General features: G+C 63.0%; 14 protein-coding genes, 2 tRNA genes and 1 rRNA gene. 4 read left to right on the forward strand and 13 right to left on the reverse strand.

Annotated features, from left to right (window positions below):
• Positions 1 to 139: 139 nt before the first annotated feature.
• The 4 genes from DVU_RS14600 to DVU_RS14615 all read right to left on the reverse strand — a co-directional run bounded on the left by DVU_RS14600 (position 140) and on the right by DVU_RS14615 (position 4281).
• A tRNA-Ala gene (locus tag DVU_RS14600) sits at positions 140 to 215 on the reverse strand.
• A 22-nt stretch (positions 216 to 237) separates the two neighbouring features.
• Positions 238 to 314 (reverse strand) — tRNA-Ile (locus DVU_RS14605).
• 72 nt (positions 315 to 386) lie between these two features.
• Positions 387 to 1935, reverse strand: a 16S ribosomal RNA gene (locus DVU_RS14610).
• A gap of 504 nt (positions 1936 to 2439) precedes the next feature.
• Positions 2440 to 4281, reverse strand: coding sequence for a sensor domain-containing diguanylate cyclase (locus DVU_RS14615; protein ID WP_014524615.1), 1842 nt, complete (start codon positions 4279 to 4281; stop codon positions 2440 to 2442).
• Positions 4282 to 4861: 580 nt separating this feature from the next.
• Between DVU_RS14615 and DVU_RS14620 the strand changes: the two genes are divergently transcribed.
• Positions 4862 to 6451, forward strand: a complete 1590-nt coding sequence (locus DVU_RS14620; protein ID WP_226987313.1) for a c-type cytochrome — start codon at positions 4862 to 4864, stop codon at positions 6449 to 6451.
• A gap of 147 nt (positions 6452 to 6598) precedes the next feature.
• On the opposite strand, the gene nhaC is transcribed toward DVU_RS14620, so the two are convergent.
• The 7 genes from nhaC to kdsB form a co-directional block, all read right to left on the reverse strand.
• The gene (gene nhaC, locus DVU_RS14625) at positions 6599 to 8026 is read right to left on the reverse strand and encodes a Na+/H+ antiporter NhaC (RefSeq protein ID WP_010940367.1); all 1428 of its coding nucleotides are present in this window, start codon (positions 8024 to 8026) and stop codon (positions 6599 to 6601) included.
• A 193-nt stretch (positions 8027 to 8219) separates the two neighbouring features.
• A complete protein-coding gene (locus tag DVU_RS14630) occupies positions 8220 to 8420 on the reverse strand; it encodes a 4Fe-4S dicluster domain-containing protein (RefSeq protein WP_010940368.1) in 201 nt (66 codons plus the stop codon).
• Positions 8421 to 8459: 39 nt separating this feature from the next.
• Positions 8460 to 10181 carry a fumarate reductase/succinate dehydrogenase flavoprotein subunit gene (locus DVU_RS14635; protein WP_010940369.1) on the reverse strand — a complete coding sequence of 574 codons (1722 nt, stop codon included), beginning with the start codon at positions 10179 to 10181 and terminating at the stop codon, positions 8460 to 8462.
• 246 nt (positions 10182 to 10427) lie between these two features.
• On the reverse strand, positions 10428 to 11237 hold the full coding sequence (locus DVU_RS14640; RefSeq protein ID WP_014524616.1) for a Crp/Fnr family transcriptional regulator: 810 nt from the start codon (positions 11235 to 11237) through the stop codon (positions 10428 to 10430).
• 47 nt (positions 11238 to 11284) lie between these two features.
• Positions 11285 to 12088, reverse strand: a complete 804-nt coding sequence (locus tag DVU_RS14645; protein WP_010940371.1) for a tetratricopeptide repeat protein — start codon at positions 12086 to 12088, stop codon at positions 11285 to 11287.
• A gap of 50 nt (positions 12089 to 12138) precedes the next feature.
• Positions 12139 to 13266 (reverse strand): glutamine-hydrolyzing carbamoyl-phosphate synthase small subunit, encoded by a 1128-nt coding sequence (gene carA, locus DVU_RS14650; RefSeq protein ID WP_010940372.1) that lies wholly within the window; start codon positions 13264 to 13266, stop codon positions 12139 to 12141.
• Entirely contained in the window at positions 13263 to 14021 is a 759-nt protein-coding gene (gene kdsB / locus DVU_RS14655) for a 3-deoxy-manno-octulosonate cytidylyltransferase (protein ID WP_010940373.1), read from the reverse strand. The genes carA and kdsB overlap by 4 nt, the downstream gene beginning before the upstream one ends.
• A gap of 318 nt (positions 14022 to 14339) precedes the next feature.
• Between kdsB and DVU_RS14660 the strand changes: the two genes are divergently transcribed.
• Positions 14340 to 15929, forward strand: coding sequence for a peptide chain release factor 3 (locus DVU_RS14660; protein ID WP_010940375.1), 1590 nt, complete (start codon positions 14340 to 14342; stop codon positions 15927 to 15929).
• Between the two features lie 264 nt (positions 15930 to 16193).
• Positions 16194 to 16796, forward strand: a complete 603-nt coding sequence (locus DVU_RS14665; protein ID WP_011791504.1) for a hypothetical protein — start codon at positions 16194 to 16196, stop codon at positions 16794 to 16796.
• Between the two features lie 127 nt (positions 16797 to 16923).
• Here DVU_RS14665 and DVU_RS14670 read toward each other — a convergent pair whose 3' ends face one another.
• A complete protein-coding gene (locus DVU_RS14670) occupies positions 16924 to 17229 on the reverse strand; it encodes a Dabb family protein (protein WP_010940377.1) in 306 nt (101 codons plus the stop codon).
• A 180-nt stretch (positions 17230 to 17409) separates the two neighbouring features.
• Between DVU_RS14670 and DVU_RS14675 the strand changes: the two genes are divergently transcribed.
• Complete coding sequence (locus DVU_RS14675) at positions 17410 to 19104, forward strand: long-chain fatty acid--CoA ligase (RefSeq protein ID WP_010940378.1); 1695 nt, start codon at positions 17410 to 17412, stop codon at positions 19102 to 19104.
• A gap of 450 nt (positions 19105 to 19554) precedes the next feature.
• Here the strand turns inward: DVU_RS14675 and DVU_RS14680 are convergent, their stop codons facing one another.
• Entirely contained in the window at positions 19555 to 20685 is a 1131-nt protein-coding gene (locus DVU_RS14680) for a pyridoxal-phosphate-dependent aminotransferase family protein (protein ID WP_010940380.1), read from the reverse strand.
• Positions 20686 to 20879 lie beyond the last annotated feature (194 nt).

Consider the following 20879-nt stretch of genomic DNA (forward strand, 5'->3'; position numbering starts at 1 on the left):
TTCCTTTCCAACCCTATTCAATTTTCAATGAGCTTCGGCTTACCGCCGAGGCCAGGCGCGAACCTGGATGACATCCACGAATCTTTCGTGACTGCGACCATATTCGCGCATGACAAAGAACCATCCGTCGTCCACCAAATGGTGGAGGCGAACGGGATTGAACCGTTGACCCCCTGCGTGCAAGGCAGGTGCTCTCCCAGCTGAGCTACGCCCCCACTTGGTGCGTGTCGCCTGACGTGGTGGGCCTGGGAAGACTTGAACTTCCGACCTCACGCTTATCAGGCGTGCGCTCTAGCCACCTGAGCTACAGGCCCGTCGGCTCTGCTTTGCAAAGAGCACTTCGGCTCCTTGAAAGTGAGCAGCGAGTCGGGAGTTTCGTATTCGGTAAAGGAGGTGATCCAGCCGCAGGTTCCCCTACGGCTACCTTGTTACGACTTCACCCCAATCATCGGCCCTACCGTAGACGGCTGCCTCCATTGCTGGTTAGCTCACCGGTGTCGGGTAAAACCAACTTTCGTGGTGTGACGGGCGGTGTGTACAAGGCCCGGGAACGCATTCACCCGAGCATGCTGATCTCGAATTACTAGCGATTCCAACTTCATGCAGTCGAGTTGCAGACTGCAATCCGGACTGGGACGCACTTTTTGGGATTGGCTCCACCTCGCGGTATCGCTGCCCTTTGTATGCGCCATTGTAGTACGTGTGTAGCCCTAGGCGTAAGGGCCATGATGACTTGACGTCGTCCCCACCTTCCTCCCCGTTAACCGGGGCAGTCTCACCAGAGTGCCCAGCATTACCTGGTAGCAACTGGCAATAGGGGTTGCGCTCGTTGCGGGACTTAACCCAACACCTCACGGCACGAGCTGACGACAGCCATGCAGCACCTGTCTCGGAATTCCCCGAAGGGCACCCTTCCTTTTCGGGAAGGTTTTCCGGATGTCAAACCTAGGTAAGGTTCTTCGCGTTGCATCGAATTAAACCACATACTCCACCGCTTGTGCGGGCCCCCGTCAATTTCTTTGAGTTTCAGCCTTGCGACCGTACTCCCCAGGCGGGATGCTTAACGCGTTAACTACGGCACCGAAGCTCAAGGCCCCGACACCTAGCATCCATCGTTTACGGCGTGGACTACCAGGGTATCTAATCCTGTTTGCTCCCCACGCTTTCGCACCTCAGCGTCAGTACCGGTCCAGGTAGTCGCCTTCGCCACTGATGTTCCTCCAGATCTCTACGGATTTCACTCCTACACCTGGAATTCCACTACCCTCTCCCGGACTCTAGCTCGGCAGTATCAAAGGCAATTCCGCGGTTGAGCCGCGGGCTTTCACCCCTGACTTACCAAGCAGCCTACGTGCGCTTTACGCCCAGTGATTCCGATTAACGCTCGCACCCTCCGTATTACCGCGGCTGCTGGCACGGAGTTAGCCGGTGCTTCCTTTGGAGGTACCGTCAGACCACGGCTGATTAGCACCGTGGCGGTTCTTCCCTCCTGACAGAGGTTTACGATCCGAGGACCTTCATCCCTCACGCGGCGTCGCTGCGTCAGGCTTTCGCCCATTGCGCAATATTCCCCACTGCTGCCTCCCGTAGGAGTCTGGGCCGTGTTCCAGTCCCAGTGTGGCCGGTCATCCTCTCAGACCGGCTACCCATCGTCGCCTTGGTGGGCCGTTACCCCACCAACTAGCTAATGGGACGCGGACTCATCCATGAGCAGTAGCTTGCAAGCAGAGGCCACCTTTCCCCCGAAGTTGAAATCGGAGCGTATTCGGTATTAGCGACCGTTTCCAGCCGTTATTCCCAACTCATGGGTAGATCATCCACGCGTTACTCACCCGTGCGCCGCTTTACTCGGACCGAAGTCCTTTCACGCGCGACTTGCATGTGTTAAGCACGCCGCCAGCGTTCAATCTGAGCCAGAATCAAACTCTCCAGTTAGTAATTGGAGAGACCACATCCCTTTCGGGACATGACTCAAATAGGCTGATCTTCTATTCTCCCGACTCGCTATTCACTTTTCAAGGAACCGAAAAACAGGCCGCGCGTTTCCGTCGCGGCGAGGAGGCGTTATGCCCCGCTTCGCCTTCGCTGTCAACCGCCTTTCGAAACTTTTTTTCGATGGCGTCGCGAACCTGTCTCTCAAAGATCGTGCGACTCGTGGGCCATGCGGCCGTCCTCGTCGCGGAGGAGCCTTCTAGGCCTTTTCACGCCCCGCCGTCAACGACTTTTTGCAGCAACTTCGCATTTTCTCGCGTCGGCGCATGGCAAACCGTTGGGGCCCAACGGGTAGAGCATGGATAGAAAGCGACGGGATGCAGGCGGATGGCGCCCGGCGATGGGGCAGTTTCAAGAAGAGGCATCCCTGTAACGAGTGCCAGAGGGATTGCTGTCGCGGCGGGCATTCGCCATCATCCTGTCCCCCGCACCACGACCAGATGGCTTTCAGGGTTGCGTTCCTCCCGCCCCCCACTGCTGCACGTGCTCAAAGAAGGCGCTGTCATCGTCCAGCATATGCCGCATGACCATACCGTGAACCAGCGTGATGACCACGTCATCAAGGGACATGCCTCCTCTCTCCCATGCCGCGACGAGAGAAGCGCCCCTTTGAAGCAGTGCCTCATGGATGACGGCATGTTCCCCGGCTTTCGGGTAGCCGATGGCAGCCAACACCCTCTCCTCCTCCCTGAAATGCATACGTACCGCATCAACCAGCGCCAGGATGCACGCCCGCCGGGCGTTCAGCCCGTCAGCACCGCCAAGCGAGCTCATGATCGAGTCCGCCTTCGCAAGCAACGCCCTGTGACTCGCATCGATGCGTGGTTCCCCGCACGCGTAGTCTTCGCTCCACACAAGGCGCTGCACGCCTGACAAGGCACATTCACCGTATTGCATGCCCTCTTTCGCCGCCCCCTTTGCCACCATGACCCTGTCACGCCCCGCCCCCTTGGCCTGATACAGCGCTCGGTCGACCTGCGCGACCACCTCTTGCGGGTCAAGCCCGTCGCATCCGTGAACAGTTACCACCCCCGCGCTCACCGTCAGCACCCCCGCCACCGGCGACCCCACATGCGGGATGGCAAGCGCCCGAACCCCCTGACGCACCTTCTCGGCAAGGGCATAGGCACTATCCCTATCCGTTCCGGGCAGGATGCAGACGAACTCCTCCCCCCCGTAACGGGCCACGACATCCGACGCGCGGTGTGCGACCGCACGCAGGACACCGGCGACGCGTTTCAGACATGCATCACCTGCGACATGCCCGTACATGTCATTGTAAGGCTTGAAGTGGTCGGCATCGAACATCATCAGCGAAAGGGGTGAATCCTGACGTTGCAGACGCTGCAATTCTGCCAGAAGGACCTCATCGAAGCGCGCCCGGTTGCACAGCCCCGTCAGCGGGTCGATTCCGGCCCGCTGTTCCCACATCGTCGCCCTTGCGCCCGCCTGTGCCAGCAGGTGTCTGTACAGTGACAGCCCCAGCGTTGTGAGTGTGGTGCTGGCAGCAAACGACACAAGCAGCATGACGGCCTCGCCCTGGGTCGGCATATGAAAGGGGCCCACTCTGTGCGCCGTGGCGATGAAGACGGCAATGACCGTGAGGAACAGAACCACCATGACGCCATTGATGCGGACATTGCAGGACAAAAGCACGAGAAGTGGCATGAGCATGTGAATGGCCGCGCCCTCCACGAAGAACGCGCTCCATATGGACAGCAGGCACAGGCACAGCACTCCGGCCATCCAGCAGAGTTCTGTACGGGAAGGTAGTGGCAGCACATGCCACGCCCGCCAGAGAGGGAACACCAGCAATACGCCCAGCGTGTCGCCAGCCATCAGCGAAAACGACATCTGGCACAGGACGTCACGAGGCACATAGCCTCCGGTGAACAGACACAGGGTGATGGCGACACCACCAATCAGCGTGGCAGGCAGGCACACCAGTACGACGCCCCGAAGCAGGTCAAGCACACTTGTGATGCCACCTTGCAGCACCCGGCTGCCCAGCGCGGCAAGCAAACCGGCGGAGAGTCCATCCGCCGTACCGGTCAAGACGGCATAGAGCAGGGGCGACTCCCCCCCGGACGCCGAGAGTCCGGGGAAGTTGGCCACGGCACTCGCCAGCGCGATGCACGGTACGGCTGACAGTCCCGCCTCAAGACACATGATGAGTCCCACCCCGGAGGCGAGCCAGAGAGGCGTGATGTTCTCCGGTGCAAGGCTGAACAGGGCCATACCGAAGCGCGCCACTGCCCAATAGAAGATGGTGGCGCAAAGCAACCACACGCCCCTTCCCCCGGGGGGTGTCCGACCGCATCGGGTCGGAGAGGCACTCACGCCCCTGGTCAGCAGCGTTCCTTCCGGCATGACATCAACGTATAGAACCGCACCACAGCCAGCAAGATAGGGCATTCCCCGCATCATGAGGCACCAGTCGTAGGGTAACCCCTACCCGCCCCCCCCCCGGCCATGGCGACAGAGCACAGGCACAACGCCTCCGGAAAGACACCGGAGCCTGCCCCCACCCGCTCCCCATCGCACCGGCACGAGGGAGCCCCTGCGCCAACAACGCGTGAATATCATTGCCGCCTGAAGCCCCCACCTCTACGCTGCTGCATAGTGGAGAGCCAGAGACGCTCCGACTCGCCCCGGAGTCTCACCCGAAACGCCACAAGGAGAAAGCCCCATGCTGTTCGCCCGTCCAGCGACGCGGCGGCACGATCGCGACACGATCTCCCCCTTGCGGAGAGCCACGCGGCCTGCAGCCCTTCTCACCGCCCTAGTCTCACTTGTGCTTCTCATGTTCATGACCACAGAGGCGCCCACGGCAGCGCCCCACGCACCACGGAAAGTTCCCGACAAGGGCATGCTCACCAAGGGGGCGACCCTCTTCAGGCAGCATTGCGGCGGCTGTCATACGGCCGGAACCACCGGGAACGACATCATGCCGCTCACGCGCCATCTCACCGTCATGGGACTTGAGGCGTATATCGACGGACAGGGCATCATCTTCGAACACATGCCACGGTTTGACGGCACCCCCGAAGACCGCGACGCCATCGCGGCATGGGTGATGGTCACGCTGCATGGCAAACCCTATGCGGACCCGCCGTCAGCGAAGCTGCCGCAACTCCCCTTCGCCATCCCCGCTTTCGACATGCAGAAGGACGAGTACGTACTTCTGACGTGGAACACCCTTGGCATGAAGTGCATCACCGACTGTGACGCGGCCTATTCCTACCTGCCCCCCGGCAACGCACTGGGGGCCGTGCTCATCAAGCGCGGCGAGAAACCGGAAATGGTGACCGAAGGCGTGCGCCTTACCTATGAGGCCCCCGAAGGGTTCCGTTTCCCGTCACGACACACGGAGTACTGGAAGTATTCCGCATCGATATCAGGGCGTCAGCTACCCGCTGACACATCCACGACCGGCAGGGGCATGGACGGAACGCTCGACTTCAACCCGAAGTCGGCCACCTTCGAAGCCGCAGGCATCCCCGTCGTGCCGTACAGCGACGACGGGACCATCAACCCGTACCCGCTGTTCAGCGTGAAGGCCGTGGACAGGGTCACCGGCAAGCAACTCGCCCGCACAGAGGTGGTCGTGCCCGTCGGCACGGAGATGAGCTGCTGGCGTTGCCATGGCGGCGGATGGGCGCGCCCGGAGGGCACAGGCGTTTCTCTCACCACGGCACGTTCCATCCTCACCGTGCATGACAAGCGTTCCGGCACCGACCTCGTGGCCCGTGCCGATGCGGGCAAACCCGTGCTGTGTCAGAGTTGCCACCCCGACCCGCTGCTCAACGCCAAGGGCGACCCGGCACGCCTCAACCTTCCGACGGCCCTGCACGGCTTCCACGTCAACTATCTCAAGGGCCGCGGGGCCGAGGTGTGCGCCAACTGCCACCCCGACAGCAACGCCGGGTTCACGCGCTGCCTGAGGGGCAGTCACGGCAAGGCGGGGCAGACCTGCGTGTCGTGCCACGGCTACCTCGAAGACCATGCCCTCTCGCTGCTCAAGAAGGAGGCCGAACTCGGCAAGACGCGCACGGCACTGTTCATGCGCGACGTCAAGCCGCGCCTCGTCGACAGCGTCGACGCCATCAATGCCAGAACCCCGTGGGCACAGCAGCCCGACTGCCTCACCTGCCACAAGGAAGCTTACGAACGTCCCGCCAAGACTGCTTCGGCCTTCAACGTCTGGACCAAGGACGGGTCGGGTCTCTACAGGGCACGCAAGGAGATGACGGGCAAGGTCCCCTGCATCGCCTGCCATAACAGCCCCCACGCGACGCACCCCTCCGACAACCCCTTCGGGCGCGACCGCGACGCCGTGCAGGTACTGCAATACCAGAAGCTCAACGCCGCCATAGGCGCCAAGGGCAACTGCAAGGTCTGCCACGGCCCCGCCACCAAGCTCACTCCTGACATGTCGCCCCATCACCCCATGCGCTGACGGGGGACATGCCCTAGCCTGACGACAAAGGGGGGCACCTTGCGGTGCCCCCCTTCTGTGATTCGCGCGGCATGAGTGGCCTGCCAGCCTCTCCAGACGCCCGACAGGAAGACCCGCTGAACGCCAGACGCCTCAGGTAGCCCTTCCCTATGCGGAAGCCTTGCCTTGTCGCACGCCCGTGCCATCGGCACGCCACACGCCGATACCGGAGGCGGCGCACAGCATGGAGAAGACGGGGACAATCCAGTTGAGAACGGCGTAGGGACCGAAATCGAGCGCGCTCACGCCCAGAACGCCGAGGATGTAGAAGGCGTGCACCGACCACGGCACGAGCGGACAGCCTATCGTACCGCCGTCCTCGCAGGTACGGGACAGCACCTTGAGGTGGATGTCCTGTGCACGAAACGCATCGGCGAACGCCCGCGCGGGGATGATGGCCGCCAGCAGCTGGCTACCCGTACCCAGCAGGATGATGTAACAGGCGAGCAATGACGACCCCACGAGGCGCACAGTCGAACGCGCCCCCCGCAACACGGCTTCGATGAGCACCTCAAGGGTGCGTGAGCGTTCGAGAACCCCTCCGAAAGCCACCCCAGCAGAAAGCAGCAGCACCGTGGGCATGACGCTCATCATGCCCCCGCGCGAAAGCAGCATGTCGAGTTGTTTCACGCCTGTGGCGGACTTGAAGCCCGTGGTCATGGACACAGCCACATCACGCAGCGCATGCCCCTCGAAGAGGGCTATGCCCGCGGCAGAGAGCACACATGCCGCCATGACGGGCACGACCGGCAGTCGCATGTAGGCAAGCACCAGCATGACCAGCGGCGGAATCACACCCACGAGAGAGAGCGAGTGGTGCTGTTCGAGCGCAGAGAGGATGCCGCGGATGCCTTCGAGGGGGACGGCCTGACCCTGCACATGCAGGACTCCCAGCACGGAGTAGACCACCCCCGCGACCAGCGCAGCGGGCACTGTCGTCCACATCATGGAACCGATATGGTCGAAGAGGTCAACCTCGCAGACCGACGCGGCGATGTTGGTGGAGTCCGAAGCGGGCGACATCTTGTCTCCGAGGTACGCCCCGGAGACCACAGCCCCCACGGTCATGGCTGCCGGAAAGCCGAGGGCCTCGCCCACGCCAAGCAGGGCGACGCCCAGCGTGCCCATGGTGCCGAACGAGGTGCCCGTGGCGATGGAGGCGACGCCGCACAGCACGAAGGACGAGAGCAGAAAACTCTCCGGCGCGATGAGCCGCAGCCCCCAGTAGATGATGAGCGGGATGGTGCCGCAGGCTATCCACGCCCCGATGAGCATACCCACCAGAACAAGGATGAAGACGGCAATCTGAACCCTGCCGAGAGCTTCGAACATGCCCTGCTGCAACTCGTTCCAGCGGTAGCCCGTCCGCATGACCATGAGGGCGGCGAGGCCCACCGCGGCGATGAGAGGCAGCACCGGGGGACGGATGGCCATGACCACGGTGCCGTACAGGATGACGGCGACCGGTATGCAGAATGTTGCGAGGGCATAGGCCGTAGAGGGCCTGCGCTCCATCGGTCTGGCGGCGGTGTCCATGTAGGCTCCAGTGGCCGACACCCTCTTCCGGGACGGTTCCGGGAGAATGCGTGGCCGATTCCATGGTTGGCGTTCATGCCGTCCCGTGGCGGGCATCACGGTGCCCGTCGAAGGAGCGACCTCGTATCATCATCGGGGCCATCTGCCGCCAGGGCTGGCGCATCGTTCTCAGCCGCCCCAGACAGCCGCCCCGCTACACAACCATCACCGGAAACGTCATGCGCAAGGCGCCAAAATGGCATTCGACCTCACACACGCCGCAGTACCAGCAATCATCGATGTGAGCGTTGTACGGATAGCCCGTCTCCGGGTCCATGCGCAGCACATCGCCGGGGCATTCACGTTCGCACTGCCCACACCTCGTGCAGGCTTCCTTGTCTATGGCTACGGGCATGACCCTCTCTCCTCGATTCCTGTAAATGCACCGAAGCGGCTAGGCGCTTCGCACGGGTTGCCGTGTCACCACCATGCCGCCGTCCGCGCCGCGGCGCAGTACCACATAGGATCCGTTCCATGCGGGGTCACGTTCCGGGAAATCGAGCCGGGTATGGGGCATCCCCCATCGGCTTTCCTCCCGCAACAGCGAAGCGCGAGCGGAGAATTCCATGCAATCGGCGATGGAGCGTATCTCCAGCACCTTCATGACATCGTGCCAGTCGGTCACGCGAATGCGGTCGATGTCGGCCCTGAACGCCGCCATCTTGCCCAGAAGGTCGCGAAGCCGGCTGGCGTGCTTGGGGGAGTCGAGCAATGGCTTGATATGGCGACGCAGCTTGTATTCCACCTCACGCGGGTCGTTGCCCTCGTCGTTGTGCAACGGCGGCTGTGGCAGCGGGGGATTCACGGGGTTGCCACCCAGCGGGGCACGGATACGCGCCACTTCGGCATGGACATCTGCCATATCCACCACCGGGGCGGGGATGTCGGCCATGCGTTCCACCGCGTGTTCGGCAGCGAGGCCACCGAAGACCCATGCCGCCCCGACGAAGCCGAGCCCTGTCGAGGCCACATCGCCCGCCGCGTAGAGATTGGGAACGGTGGTGCGCCCCCATTCGTCCACGAGTGCCCCCGTCAACCCATGCCCGCCGCACAGATGCGGCCCTGCGAGCACCAGTTCGACGGGTTGCAGGCCGATGTCGATGCCCTTCAGCTCGAAGAAGGCCTTCTCGGTGGGACGTTCGCAGGAGAAGAGACCGTCCTTGATGATGGTCTTGGTCTCGTCGGAGAGGTGACGCAGGTCGTAATAGAGCGGCCCGTGGCCGAGGCCTATCTCCGCCTGCATGGCCTTGGCGCGCAGTCCGCTGGGGGCGTGTTCGCCCAGTTCGTGGTAGCGGAACAGGAACCGCTCGCCGAGGGCGTTGATGAGATACGCCCCGTGGCGCGTGAAGGTGGAGTGCCCCGGCCCCTCGAAATCGCGGATGAGCGCGGTGTGGTCGAGGAACTCGAAGTTCACGAGGTCGCCACCCGCCTCGTAGATCATGCTCCAGCCCTCGCCTGCATTGTAGGGGCAGTCGAATGTACCGAACAGATAGCCCGTCTCGGGCAGCCCGAATCGCCCCTGACTGCCGGTGCACATGATGACCGCCTTGGCGCGGCAGACGGTCACCTCGCCCGTACGCACGCCCAGCAGCACGGCACCGGTCACCCGCCCTTCATGAGTGAGCAGCCGCGTCGCCATGGTGCGGTCCATCGTGCGCACACCGAGTTCACGGCACTTCTTCGCCATGACGGGCTTGATGTCGCCACGCATCTCCGCGAGAAAACGCCCGAAGGGATGCAGTTGCTCGACGATGTAGCCACCTGCCGCATCCCGCGGGAACGTGGCCGCGCCCCATTCTTCGAGGTCGCGCAGGACTTCGAAGCTACGTTCGCCAAGCACGCGGTTCACCTTCTCGTCGAAGATGCCGTCGCTCATGGCGCGGATGGACTCGACATAGCTGTCCACATCGGCAACGCCGGGCACCACCACATTGTTGTAGGCGTCCATGCCACGACAGATGGAACCGCCACGGCGCACCGTCGCCTTGTCCACCACCAGCACATCACATGCCGGGTCGCGCAGCTTGGCCTTGATGGCAGCCATGGGCCCGGCCGTTCCTCCTCCTATGATGAGCAAGTCCGTATCTACGGACTGTAACGTCGTCGCATCGTGCATGTTTCCTCCCGCGGCGAAGCCGCCTGTCCATCCGTAGCGGCTCACGACGAGCGGTTCCGTAGCCTGGGCTACAGTGCGACGGCAAAAGCGGGACGACCGCGGCAGGCGGTGCCACGGACGCAACTCGACCCAAGACCTGATGGAGGCATGGGATTCATACGGGAGCGATCTGCCCTTGTGGTGGCGGGAAGGGGCTTGTGGAAACCCCAGACTCACCGTGTCGGGGCTATGGCGCGTTGTGGGGCGCTACGGCCAACGGTCTCCGTCACCGGACATTCCGGCACGCGCGACAAGTTCAGCCCCGTCGCAGACTTCGATGACCTTGCGGTTGAACTGCCCCAACACGCCAGCCCGCCGCAACCCGCCAAGCAGGTTGCTCACGGTGACACGGTGCAGCCCGAGATACCGGGCGACATCCTCATGCGTAAGTCCGGGATGGGAGAAAAGCGCGGATGCACCCGAATGGCAACGGGCTGGGCAGTCGGCGGGCCCCTCCGCCCCTTCGTCTCCGGTGCGGGGGTGTACCTCCGCCGCCGCATCCGTCAGGGCTTGTTCCACGGGCACGGGGTCGGAAGCCTCGGTGACGAGGTGCAGGATAAAACGACACAGGCGGGTTTCAAGGTCGCGTAACGTGGCATCGGCGATGTGCCGCCCGAAGACCCGGTGCCTATAGGCATCGCTTTCCAGCAGGTTGAGCAGCAACGACGGGTGGCGTTGCGCCACTTCGCCGTAGATGTAGTCACGGCCAAGGGCCACGGCGACCGTATGGCCCACACTCACGAATAGCGTCTCGGCAGGGGCCCGGTTGAAGAACGGGGACTGCCCGAAGATGGTACCGGGCAGGAAACCGAGCACATAGCGTTCGACGCCCTCCGGGGTGACCGCCTTCGCCACCACATGCCCCTCGAGGACATAGTGGAGGGCATCGACCCGGTCGCCCATCTGGTGGAAAATCTCACCTGTGCCGTACTCACGCGTCACCCCTCCCCCGAGGGCCTTGGCCCATGGAAGATTGAGACCGCGCAGAAGCGGCCCGTGGCAGCGTGGCAGACGCATGGAAGGCCCCCCGGCGAATCGCGTGCACGCAGTCATGCCCAGCACGGCTATCGTTGCAGCTTGCGCTCCGCAAACTCGAGCATCTTGCGCGCCTCGTCAAAGGCCGGATTCACCCGCAAGGCTGCGGCTGCGGCCTTGGCGACCTTGTCCCACCTTTGCCAGTCGACATACAGACGCCCGAGGTTGAAGAGCAGGTTGGGATCGTGCCCGGCGTATTGCAGGGCCCGAAGGTAGTACTTCTCGCCGGTCTCGAACCGCCCCAGACGACGCAGTGCGATGCCGATACGATTGTAGAGATGGATGGATTCGGGGCTCAGGTCGAGGGCCTGCGCGAGGTAGTCGAAGGCCTCTTCGTAGCGCCCGGCCTTGAGAAAGCGCTCGCCTATCTCGCCACGCAGTTGCGGGTCGTCCTTGAACTCGTGGGAAAGCTGGCGGAAAACGGCGGCTGCCGCATCGAACTCCTGCGCGTCAAGATGCGCCTGCCCCTGTTCGAGACCTGCGGCCTTGCGGGCGTCCAGCGCAGCCAGTTGCTCTTGAGCCTCGGTGACGGCGGCGTTGTTCACCGCCGTCACCAGCTCACGGATGATGTCCAGCAGTTCCTTCTCGGAACCCGGCAGATATTCGATCTTGAGGGGGAAGAGCGCACGCAACCCGGCATCATTGTTCAGATGATGGGCCGCATCGGCGAACATGCGTTCGAACTCTTCACGTTCGGCACGCATGAGCGGACTTTTCAGCACGATGACCAGCGCGGACTGGAATGCCTGTGCGGCGGGCATCACCTTTCCCTGCCGCAGGTAGCCCCGAATCTGCGACAACTGCTGCCGCGCCCTCGTCAGTTCAGCCGACATCTCTCCCCCGTTGCTTCATCGCCCGCGTTCGTCGCGGACGGTGTGCGGCTTTAGCAGCCTGCCGCCTCACGCACCATGTTCCTGAACCGGGCGAAGAAGTACCGGCTGTCGTTGGGGCCGGGGCTCGCCTCGGGGTGGTGCTGGACGGCGATGACGGGCTTCGTCTTATGGGCGAATCCCTCAAGGGTGCCGTCGTTGAGGTTCACATGGGTGATTTCTACGTCAGTGAGGCTGTCGATGTCCACGCAGAAGCCGTGATTCTGTGAAGATATCTCGATGCGCCCCGTGGTGAGGTCCTTCACGGGGTGGTTGCAGCCATGATGACCGAACTTGAGCTTCATGGTGCGCCCGCCAAGGGCATGGCCGAGAAGCTGATGCCCGAGACAGATGCCCGCCGTGGGGTAGGTCTGCGCCAGCTTCGCGATTTCGGCGATCTCATCCTTCAGTGTTGCCGGGTCGCCGGGGCCGTTGGAGAGAAAGACGGCCTGTGCGCCCACCGCCGCCACGTCAGCGGCCTTGAAGGACGGGGGCACAACCAGCATGTCGAAGCCCTGCTGGGCGAGAAGGCGCAGGATGTTCCACTTGATGCCGAAGTCGTACACCACGAGACGCGGCCCCTTGCCGACCCATGCGCAACCGCCGGGTTCGAGGGTCACGGCCTGCGGACGCTCACCGTCCCAGCGATAGGGGGCTGCGGGGGCGACGCGGGTGACGAGGTTCTGCCCCTCCATGGACGGCAGGGCACGAGCGCGTTCGACAAGACGCGCCGGGTCGGTCTCCTGCGTGGAGATGACGCCCCGCATGGCACCGTGGATGCGCAGATGGCGCGTGAGTGCCCGCGTGTCGATGCCTTCGATGCCCATCACGCCGTGCCGCTTGAGGTAGTCGGGCAGCGATATCTCGGAACGCCAGTTGGAGGGCACCTTGCAGCATTCCTTGACGATGAACGCCTCGACGTGCACCTTGCCCGATTCCATGTCCTCGCGGGTAACGCCATAGTTGCCCACCAGCGGATAGGTCATGCAGACCATCTGCCCTGCGTAGGAAGGATCCGTAAGGACTTCCTGATAGCCGGTCATGCCGGTGTTGAAGATCGCCTCGCCCCCCGTCTCGCCGGGGCCGGTGAAGGAACGTCCCTCAAGCACGAAGCCGTCTTCCAGTGCCAGCAATGCTCTCATCCGTCGTTCTCCCTCAGCAGGTTGATGATCACGTCGATGTCTTCGGGCCTGTCCACGCCGTGGGTACGGTAGGTGGTAGGCACCACACGAATGGCTATACCGTTCTCGAGCAGCCGCAGCTGTTCGAGTTTCTCAGTCTGTTCAAGTCGTGAAGGCGGTAGCTGCGTGAAACGCCGCAGCGCCTCCATGCGGAAGGCGTACAGCCCGATATGGCCGAGACGCCCTGCGGTATCGCCCCCGACATCCCCGTCGCGCACGAAGGGTATGTCCGCCCGCGAGAAATAGAGGGCATCGCCGTTGGCGGCGACCACGACCTTGACCCTGTCGGGGCTTTGCGCCTCTTGGGCTGACAGGGCCATGGCCAGCGTGGCGACGCGCACCGATGCGTCGGCGAACGGGGCCACAAGCTGGTCGAGCATGCGCGGGTCGAGTGCCGGTTCATCACCCTGTATGTTGACCACCACCGCGTCATCGGGCACGCCGAGGCGCATGGCGGCCTCGTGTACCCGGTCGGTGCCGCTCGGGTGATGCTCCGCCGTCATGACACAGGGGACGCCGAGTACATTCGCGGCGTCCGCGATGCGGGCGTCGTCGGTGGCGAGGGCCACCTCGTCGAAGGCCGCACAACGCCGTGCCCTGTCGTAGACATGCCAGAACATGGGCCTGCCCAAGATCTCGGCAAGGGGCTTGCCCGGAAAGCGCGACGAAGCGTAGCGCGCTGGGATGATGCCGTAGCAGGTTCGGGGTGCGCTCATCTGCGGAACTGTGCTGGTTCGGGGTGCTGGGCGAGGATGCCCCGGCGCGATGCGCGGGCCCTGAAATCGCCCCGCCGCGCCAGCGGCAGGACATGTCGCCCTGAAACTTATGGAACATAACAACTTCACGCCCTTTCGGAAAGACCCCGCAGCAAAAAACATCCATCACATTGACAACAAAGACTTTTTGACATGAGCCCGCCATGCCGCAGCCTCGTCACAGCCTTGACCGCGCGGCCCGGCTGTAGCATAACGCCGCCACCGGGCACCCCGTCCGGCCCCCCTTCATTCCGCATCTTTCTATGGAAGGCATCACACGTGAGCACCAGACTCGAACGTGAAGTGGCGCGCAGGCGCACCTTCGCCATCATCAGCCACCCCGACGCAGGCAAGACAACCCTCACCGAAAAGCTGCTGCTCTTCGGCGGGGCCATCCAGATGGCTGGCGCGGTCAAGGCCCGCAAGTCGGGTCGTCACGCCACGTCGGACTGGATGGCCATGGAACGCGAACGCGGCATCTCGGTGACCACTTCCGTGATGCAGTTCCCCTACGGCGACCACATGGTCAACCTGCTCGACACGCCGGGCCACCAGGACTTCTCCGAAGACACCTACCGCGTGCTCACCGCCGTGGACTCGGCACTGGTGGTCATCGACGTCGCCAAGGGGGTCGAGGCACAGACCCGCAAGCTCATGGACGTATGCCGCCTGCGCGACACCCCGGTCATGACCTTCATCAACAAACTCGACCGCGACGGTCTGCCGCCGCTCGATGTCATGGCCGACATCGAAGAGAACCTGCGCATCGAATGCGTGCCGCTCACGTGGCCCATCGGCATGGGGTCCGACTTCAAGGGCACCTACAACCTGCTCAAGCGCGAACTCCATCTCTTCTCGGCCAGCCACCACGGGCGCATTCAGGAAGGCATCCTCATCCGCGACCTTGACGACCCGCTGCTCGACGAACATCTCGGGCCGCAGGCCGACGCCCTGCGCATGGACCTTGCCCTGCTCGAAGAGGCGGGCACGCCGTTCTCACGCGAGAAGTACCTCCGGGGCGAGCAGACCCCCGTCTTCTTCGGTTCCGCCATCAACAACTTCGGCGTGCGTGAACTGCTCGACAACTTCGTCGACCTCGCCCCCGCCCCTCGGCCTCGCCCGGCCATCACGCGCGAGGTGTCTCCGCATGAGGAGAGCTTCACCGGCGTCGTGTTCAAGATTCAGGCGAACATGGATAAGGCCCACCGCGACCGCATGGCCTTCATGCGCATCTGCTCAGGCACGTTCACCCGCGGCATGAAGCTGCGCCATCACCGTGTGGGCAAGGACGTGACCGTGGCCAATGCCACCATATTCCTCGCGCAGGACAGGTCGGGCGTCGAAGAGGCCTTCCCCGGCGACATCATCGGCATCCCCAACCACGGCACCATCAAGATAGGCGACACCTTCACCGAATCGAAGGAAGAGCTGAAGTTCACCGGCATCCCCAGCTTCTCGCCGGAACATTTCCGCCGAGTGCGGCTGCGCAATCCGCTCAAGGCCAAGCAGTTGCAGAAGGGCCTGGAGCAATTGGCGGAAGAGGGCGCGGTGCAGCTTTTCAGGCCGCAGGTCAACAACGACTACATCCTCGGTGCCGTGGGCGTGTTGCAGTTCGACGTCATCATCTCGCGCCTGCATGACGAATACTCCGTCGAGGCGGCCTACGAACCGTGCTCCATCCACACCGCCCGGTGGCTGCACTGCAACGACCGCAAGGTGTTCGCCGAATTCTGCGACTACTATTCCGCCGAACTCGCCATAGACGCCGAGGGAGCACTGGCCTATCTCGCCCCCAACCCGTGGCGGCTCGAATCGGCCATGGAACGCTATCCCGCCGTGGAATTCCGGACCACCCGCGAGATACGCTAGGGTTGCGACAGCACAAGAGGGGCATCGACGATGCCCCTCTTTTTTTGCGCCCGCATTCTGACGCACGGCAGACGTCAAGGGCCGCAAAGCGATGCTCCGTCTCTGTTCCTCTGCCGCAAGACGCGCAGCCTCCCATATGCAAACGGGGGCGAGCGGCGTTGTGCAGGCCATCAGGGCTCCTCCAACGCAGTATCGCAATCGTCGTTGCACGGCACACGGTCACCGTGCATTGCGTTTTCCCGTCTGAAGGTGTTATGGTGAGCCATGGTTGACAACTTTTCCATGCAGCGCAAGGTGCTGCAACAGAGAGGCCCCATGACGACCTGCAACAGACTTTTCGGTTGCCTGATTCTTGTGGCGTCCCTGCTTCTTCCCGTAAGTGCACACGCGGCCGACCTTGGCGATATAGCCGATTCGCTCGGGACACTCGGCGACCTCATCAACGAAGCCGACCGGGCACGGGAACGCTTCGAGCAACGGCAAAGCGACCGCAGTTACGAACGGGAATGGCGCGACAGGGAGTACCGCCTCGAAGAGGGGCGCATCGACACCCTCGCCCGCAAGGCCGGTGTCTCCCGCGACCGCATCCGTGACATGCGCCGCGACGGGGCAAGCTGGACGGACATCTGCCGACGCTACGACCTCGACCCGCGCACCATCGGCTACGGTACACGCACCTACCGCGGGTACGACAGGGAACACGACGATGACCTCTACCGCGGCTACTACCGCGACCACCCGCATGGCGGGCCTCCCGGCCTGATGAAGAAGGGCGGCATGCCCCCCGGACAGGCGAAGAAGAATCAGGATTACGATGATGACGCCCCCGGCAAGGGCAACAAGGGTAAAGGCAAACACAAAGACTGATCGGGGGCTGCGATGTATGCCGCCCGATGCAGCCGCGCCCACTGAGCGGCTGCCACTCCCGCACCCTCTGAACACCAAGGGGCGATACCGCGAGGTACCGCCCCTTTCTGCTGTCCGACGCCGATCGCTAGACGATGAAGTCGATGGCCTTGCGCGAGGCCACGATCTTCTTGATGAACTCCACGCACTTCATATGTTCGGGATGCTCGGCGTAAGCCTTCAGCCCCTCGGCATCGTCGTGCGTCGACAGGAGGATGATCTGGCAGGGTTCGGTGGTGCTGCCCAGAAATTCCATGGACACGTCGATGGAGCGCAACGAGGGGATGCGTCCTTCGAGACCGCGCAGCATCTCCAGCATCTTGCGGCCATTCTCGGCCCCGGTAGCGCCTTCGGCCTCATCCTTGAGTGTCCACCAGACGATGTGCTTGAGCATGTGTACCTCTATCGGTTGGAGTGATGGTCTGCCCAACGCCATATGCGCGCCGGGGCCCGTGGTCAACCGCCCCCTGACGTGCGCTACGGGCGACGGCAGCGGGCACTCGCAGCCCTTGCGCGGGATTGCAGCCCGCGCCGGATTGCCTTACACCCTTGGAACCCCACCCAAGGAGCCGACATGGAAGAACTTAGCCTCTACACGTTGCGGCATGTGCTCGAACGCAGTGCCGTCCTGTATGCCGACCAGCCCTCGCTCTCACAGCTTGGCTGCGAACCGCTGACCTTCCGCGACCTGCACGACCACGCAGAACACCTCGCCCTGTGGCTGCGTGACAACGGCGTCGGCACTGGCGACCGGGTGGCGCTCCTTGCCGAGAACAGCCCCAACTGGGGCATCGCCTACTTCGCCATCACCGGCATGGGTGCGATTGCCGTGCCCATCCTTCCCGAATTCCACGCCGACGCGGTGCAGCACATCCTGCGCCACTCTGAAGCCAAGGCGGTGTTCGTATCCGAACGCCTCTTCCCCAAACTGGAAGAGGGTGAGGGCATCGCCGACAGCCTCATGTGCATCAGCATGGAGACGTTCCAGTCCATCGCACAGGGAACCACGCGCGACATGCTTCGCGAACTCAAGTCAAAAGGTCTGCGTGAATTCCGCAAGCTGCGCGACAAGGCGAAGCGACTCGCCAACATGGCCGACGCAGCCCCTGCGGAGGACGACGTCGCAGCCATCATCTACACGTCAGGCACGACGGGCCATTCCAAGGGGGTCGTACTGACCCACCGCAACATCGTCTGGGACGCCGATGCCGTGAAGAGCATCGTGAAACTTGGCCCCGGAGACAGGATGCTCTCCATCCTGCCCCTCTCCCACACGTACGAATGTACGCTGGGCCTCGTGCTGCCCGTGCTCAACGGCGCGCACGTCCACTATATGGACAAGCCGCCCACGGCGCGTGCCCTTCTCCCCGCCATGGCGCAGGTGCGCCCCACGGCCATGCTCTCCGTACCGCTGGTCATCGAAAAGATCTTCAAGACCGCGCTGTTGCCCAAACTCACCGGGTCGTGGCTCAAACAGCGCCTTTACGCCATTCCCTTCGTGCGTCGCAAACTGCATGCGCTTGCGGGGCGCAAGTTGCTCGAATCGTTCGGCGGGGCACTGCGCATCTTCTGCATCGGCGGTGCGGGTATCGCCCCCGATGTGGAACGCTTCCTGCGCGAGGCGAACTTCCCCTATGCCATCGGTTACGGGCTCACCGAGACGGCCCCCCTTGTGGCGGGTTCCGGCCCGGCGTCCACACGTCTTACGTCCACCGGGTTCACCCTCGACGGTGTGGACATCGCCATTGATGCGCCCGACCCCGCCACGGGGGAAGGAGAGATCATCGTTCGCGGCCCCAACGTCATGCGCGAATACTACAAGGCACCGCAGATAACGGCCTCGGCCTTCACCCCCGAAGGCTGGTTCCGCACGGGCGACCTCGGCAAGTTCGACGCCGATGGCTACCTGTACATCAAGGGCAGGCTCAAGAACGTCATCATCGGCCCCAGCGGGGAGAACATCTACCCCGAAGAGGTCGAAGCCATCATCCACCAGTCGCCTTTCGTCCTCGAATCGCTGGTCTTCCAGCAGGATGGCAGACTGGTGGCACGCATCCACCTCGATGCAGCCCGGCTGGACGAGTCCTTTGGTGACCTGCCCGCCCTCAAGCAGCGCGAAAAGATAGACGCCCTGCTCGAGACCCTCCGCAACGAGGTCAACACCAAGGTGTCGACGTTCGCCCGGCTTGCCAAGGTCATCGAACAGACCGAACCCTTCGAGAAGACACCCACGCACAAGATCAAACGCTACCTGTACGTGGAGCAATAGCGGCCGTACGACAACGACGGTTCAAGGTTTTTGCCGACGGCACCGGAACGGAAGACGCCACGGCGCGGCAGCCCCCTGTGCGCGTCCTCCGCCGCCCGCCATCAGGATATCGAGCTTTATTTCAACATGTTACAAGTTGACCTCTGCGTTCGGCTTTTTTTACCGCCCCCGTGCGCTGCCCGATTGAACAAGGCGATGGTACAAGTCTTTACACGCTCTTGGCCTGCCATGCCCTGTGCGGAAAGCTCGCCACAGACCATTTATCTTTTGATAACGGCGTATTAAGGCGTCGCGCCCTCACAAGCGAGCCTTTGGCACGCATCATGCTAAAGGAAGATTACCTTCCTTCATTTGCATACCGAACAAAAAGCCTGCGGGTGGTCCGCAGGCTTTCGGTATTTCTAGGGCCCGGCATCACGCCACACGGCCCACGATTATCGCGTTCGAATGCTACAGCAGCCGCCCAAGGGCCTCCAGCAATGCCACGACATTGGTCGTCCGGGCCGAGTGCCCCATGAGACCGATGCGCCAGACCCGTCCGGCAAGACGTCCCACCCCGCCGCCAATCTCGATGCCATGTTCAGCCCTAAGCCTGCCCCGCACATCTTCCGCGTCCACCCCTTCCGGGGCTGGCACCACATGCAGCATGGGCAACCGCCATGGCACATCCGCCAACGGTCGCAGACCCAACGCAGCAAGTCCGGTCACAAGCTGCTCATGCGCAGCGCGATGACGGGCGAACACGTTGGGCAACCCCTCGTTGAGCACGCCCTCCAGTGCCATGTGCAAGGCATAGAGCAGATTCACCGAAGGCATGAGGTGACAGACGCGCGGCGCGCCCTGCCAATAGTCCAGATGCAGGGCGATATCGAAATAACGTCCGGGGATTGGAGTACGCCGTCTGCCAACCCTGTCCAGCGCCCGCATGGAGAAGGCCACGGGGGCAAGCCCCGGCGGGCACGACAGGCACTTGTGCGACGACGCGAAGAGGGCATCGGCACGCCACCGTGCCATATCCACATCCATCCCCCCGAGGCTGGTCTCGCAATCGACGATGAACAGGGCGCCGTGCATGGACACAAGGTCGCCCACGGCACCGACCGGACTTCGCACGCCTGTCGAGGATTCGGCATGTACCATGACCACGGCGTGGTAATCGCTGCGGGCAAGCCGTTGTGCGACCTGTTCAGAGAGAACGGGGTCACCCCACGGCACGGTCAGCACATCGACGGCAAGGCCCAACCGCTGCGCCGTTTCCCGCAGTCGTTCACCGCCCATGCCGTTGTCGAGCACAAGAAGACGCTCGCCCGGTTCAAGAAGATTGACGAGGCATGTCTCCATCCCCACGGCAGCGGGCCCGTCAAGAACCGCGCACACGCCGTCCGACACATTGAAGATGTTCCGCAACTGCCCTTGAAGCCTGTCGAGGATTTCATCGAAACCGGGGTCGAGCGGCCCCACCGTTGGGAGGGCAAGCGCACTATACACACTGTCGGGCACACCGGACGGGCCGTCCCCCATCAACAGCAATGCCTTGATATTCCGTAACGGATGCCCCAAGGGGCCCTCCTGTGTTCTCATGATCTGGCCCCGCCAGGGCCTTGTACACACTAGCACAGAAGAAAATCGTGGCAATAGGCAAGCCTATTACGTATGTCCAACAAAATGCCACCAGACATACAAGCAAGGCGAAGCGCCATGCCCGCAAGGGCGTGCATCTTTTCAGCGAGATGACGGAAAGCTATGTATAAACGCGCCTATAGCCGAGTGAAACA

The sequence above is a fragment of the Nitratidesulfovibrio vulgaris str. Hildenborough genome, from assembly GCF_000195755.1.
In the GTDB taxonomy this organism is placed as follows: domain Bacteria; phylum Desulfobacterota; class Desulfovibrionia; order Desulfovibrionales; family Desulfovibrionaceae; genus Nitratidesulfovibrio; species Nitratidesulfovibrio vulgaris.

Coding starts and splice junctions, on each gene's coding strand:
- DVU_RS14645 (WP_010940371.1), bottom strand. CDS start 12,088: ATGTCGGCTGAACTGACGAGGGCGCGGCAGCAGTTGTCGCAGATTCGG.
- DVU_RS14665 (WP_011791504.1), top strand. CDS start 16,194: ATGGTTGACAACTTTTCCATGCAGCGCAAGGTGCTGCAACAGAGAGGC.
- DVU_RS14640 (WP_014524616.1), bottom strand. CDS start 11,237: ATGCGTCTGCCACGCTGCCACGGGCCGCTTCTGCGCGGTCTCAATCTT.
- DVU_RS14675 (WP_010940378.1), top strand. CDS start 17,410: ATGGAAGAACTTAGCCTCTACACGTTGCGGCATGTGCTCGAACGCAGT.
- DVU_RS14680 (WP_010940380.1), bottom strand. CDS start 20,685: ATGAGAACACAGGAGGGCCCCTTGGGGCATCCGTTACGGAATATCAAG.
- nhaC (WP_010940367.1), bottom strand. CDS start 8,026: ATGGACACCGCCGCCAGACCGATGGAGCGCAGGCCCTCTACGGCCTAT.
- DVU_RS14670 (WP_010940377.1), bottom strand. CDS start 17,229: ATGCTCAAGCACATCGTCTGGTGGACACTCAAGGATGAGGCCGAAGGC.
- kdsB (WP_010940373.1), bottom strand. CDS start 14,021: ATGAGCGCACCCCGAACCTGCTACGGCATCATCCCAGCGCGCTACGCT.
- DVU_RS14630 (WP_010940368.1), bottom strand. CDS start 8,420: ATGCCCGTAGCCATAGACAAGGAAGCCTGCACGAGGTGTGGGCAGTGC.
- DVU_RS14635 (WP_010940369.1), bottom strand. CDS start 10,181: ATGCACGATGCGACGACGTTACAGTCCGTAGATACGGACTTGCTCATC.
- DVU_RS14620 (WP_226987313.1), top strand. CDS start 4,862: ATGCTCACCAAGGGGGCGACCCTCTTCAGGCAGCATTGCGGCGGCTGT.
- carA (WP_010940372.1), bottom strand. CDS start 13,266: ATGAGAGCATTGCTGGCACTGGAAGACGGCTTCGTGCTTGAGGGACGT.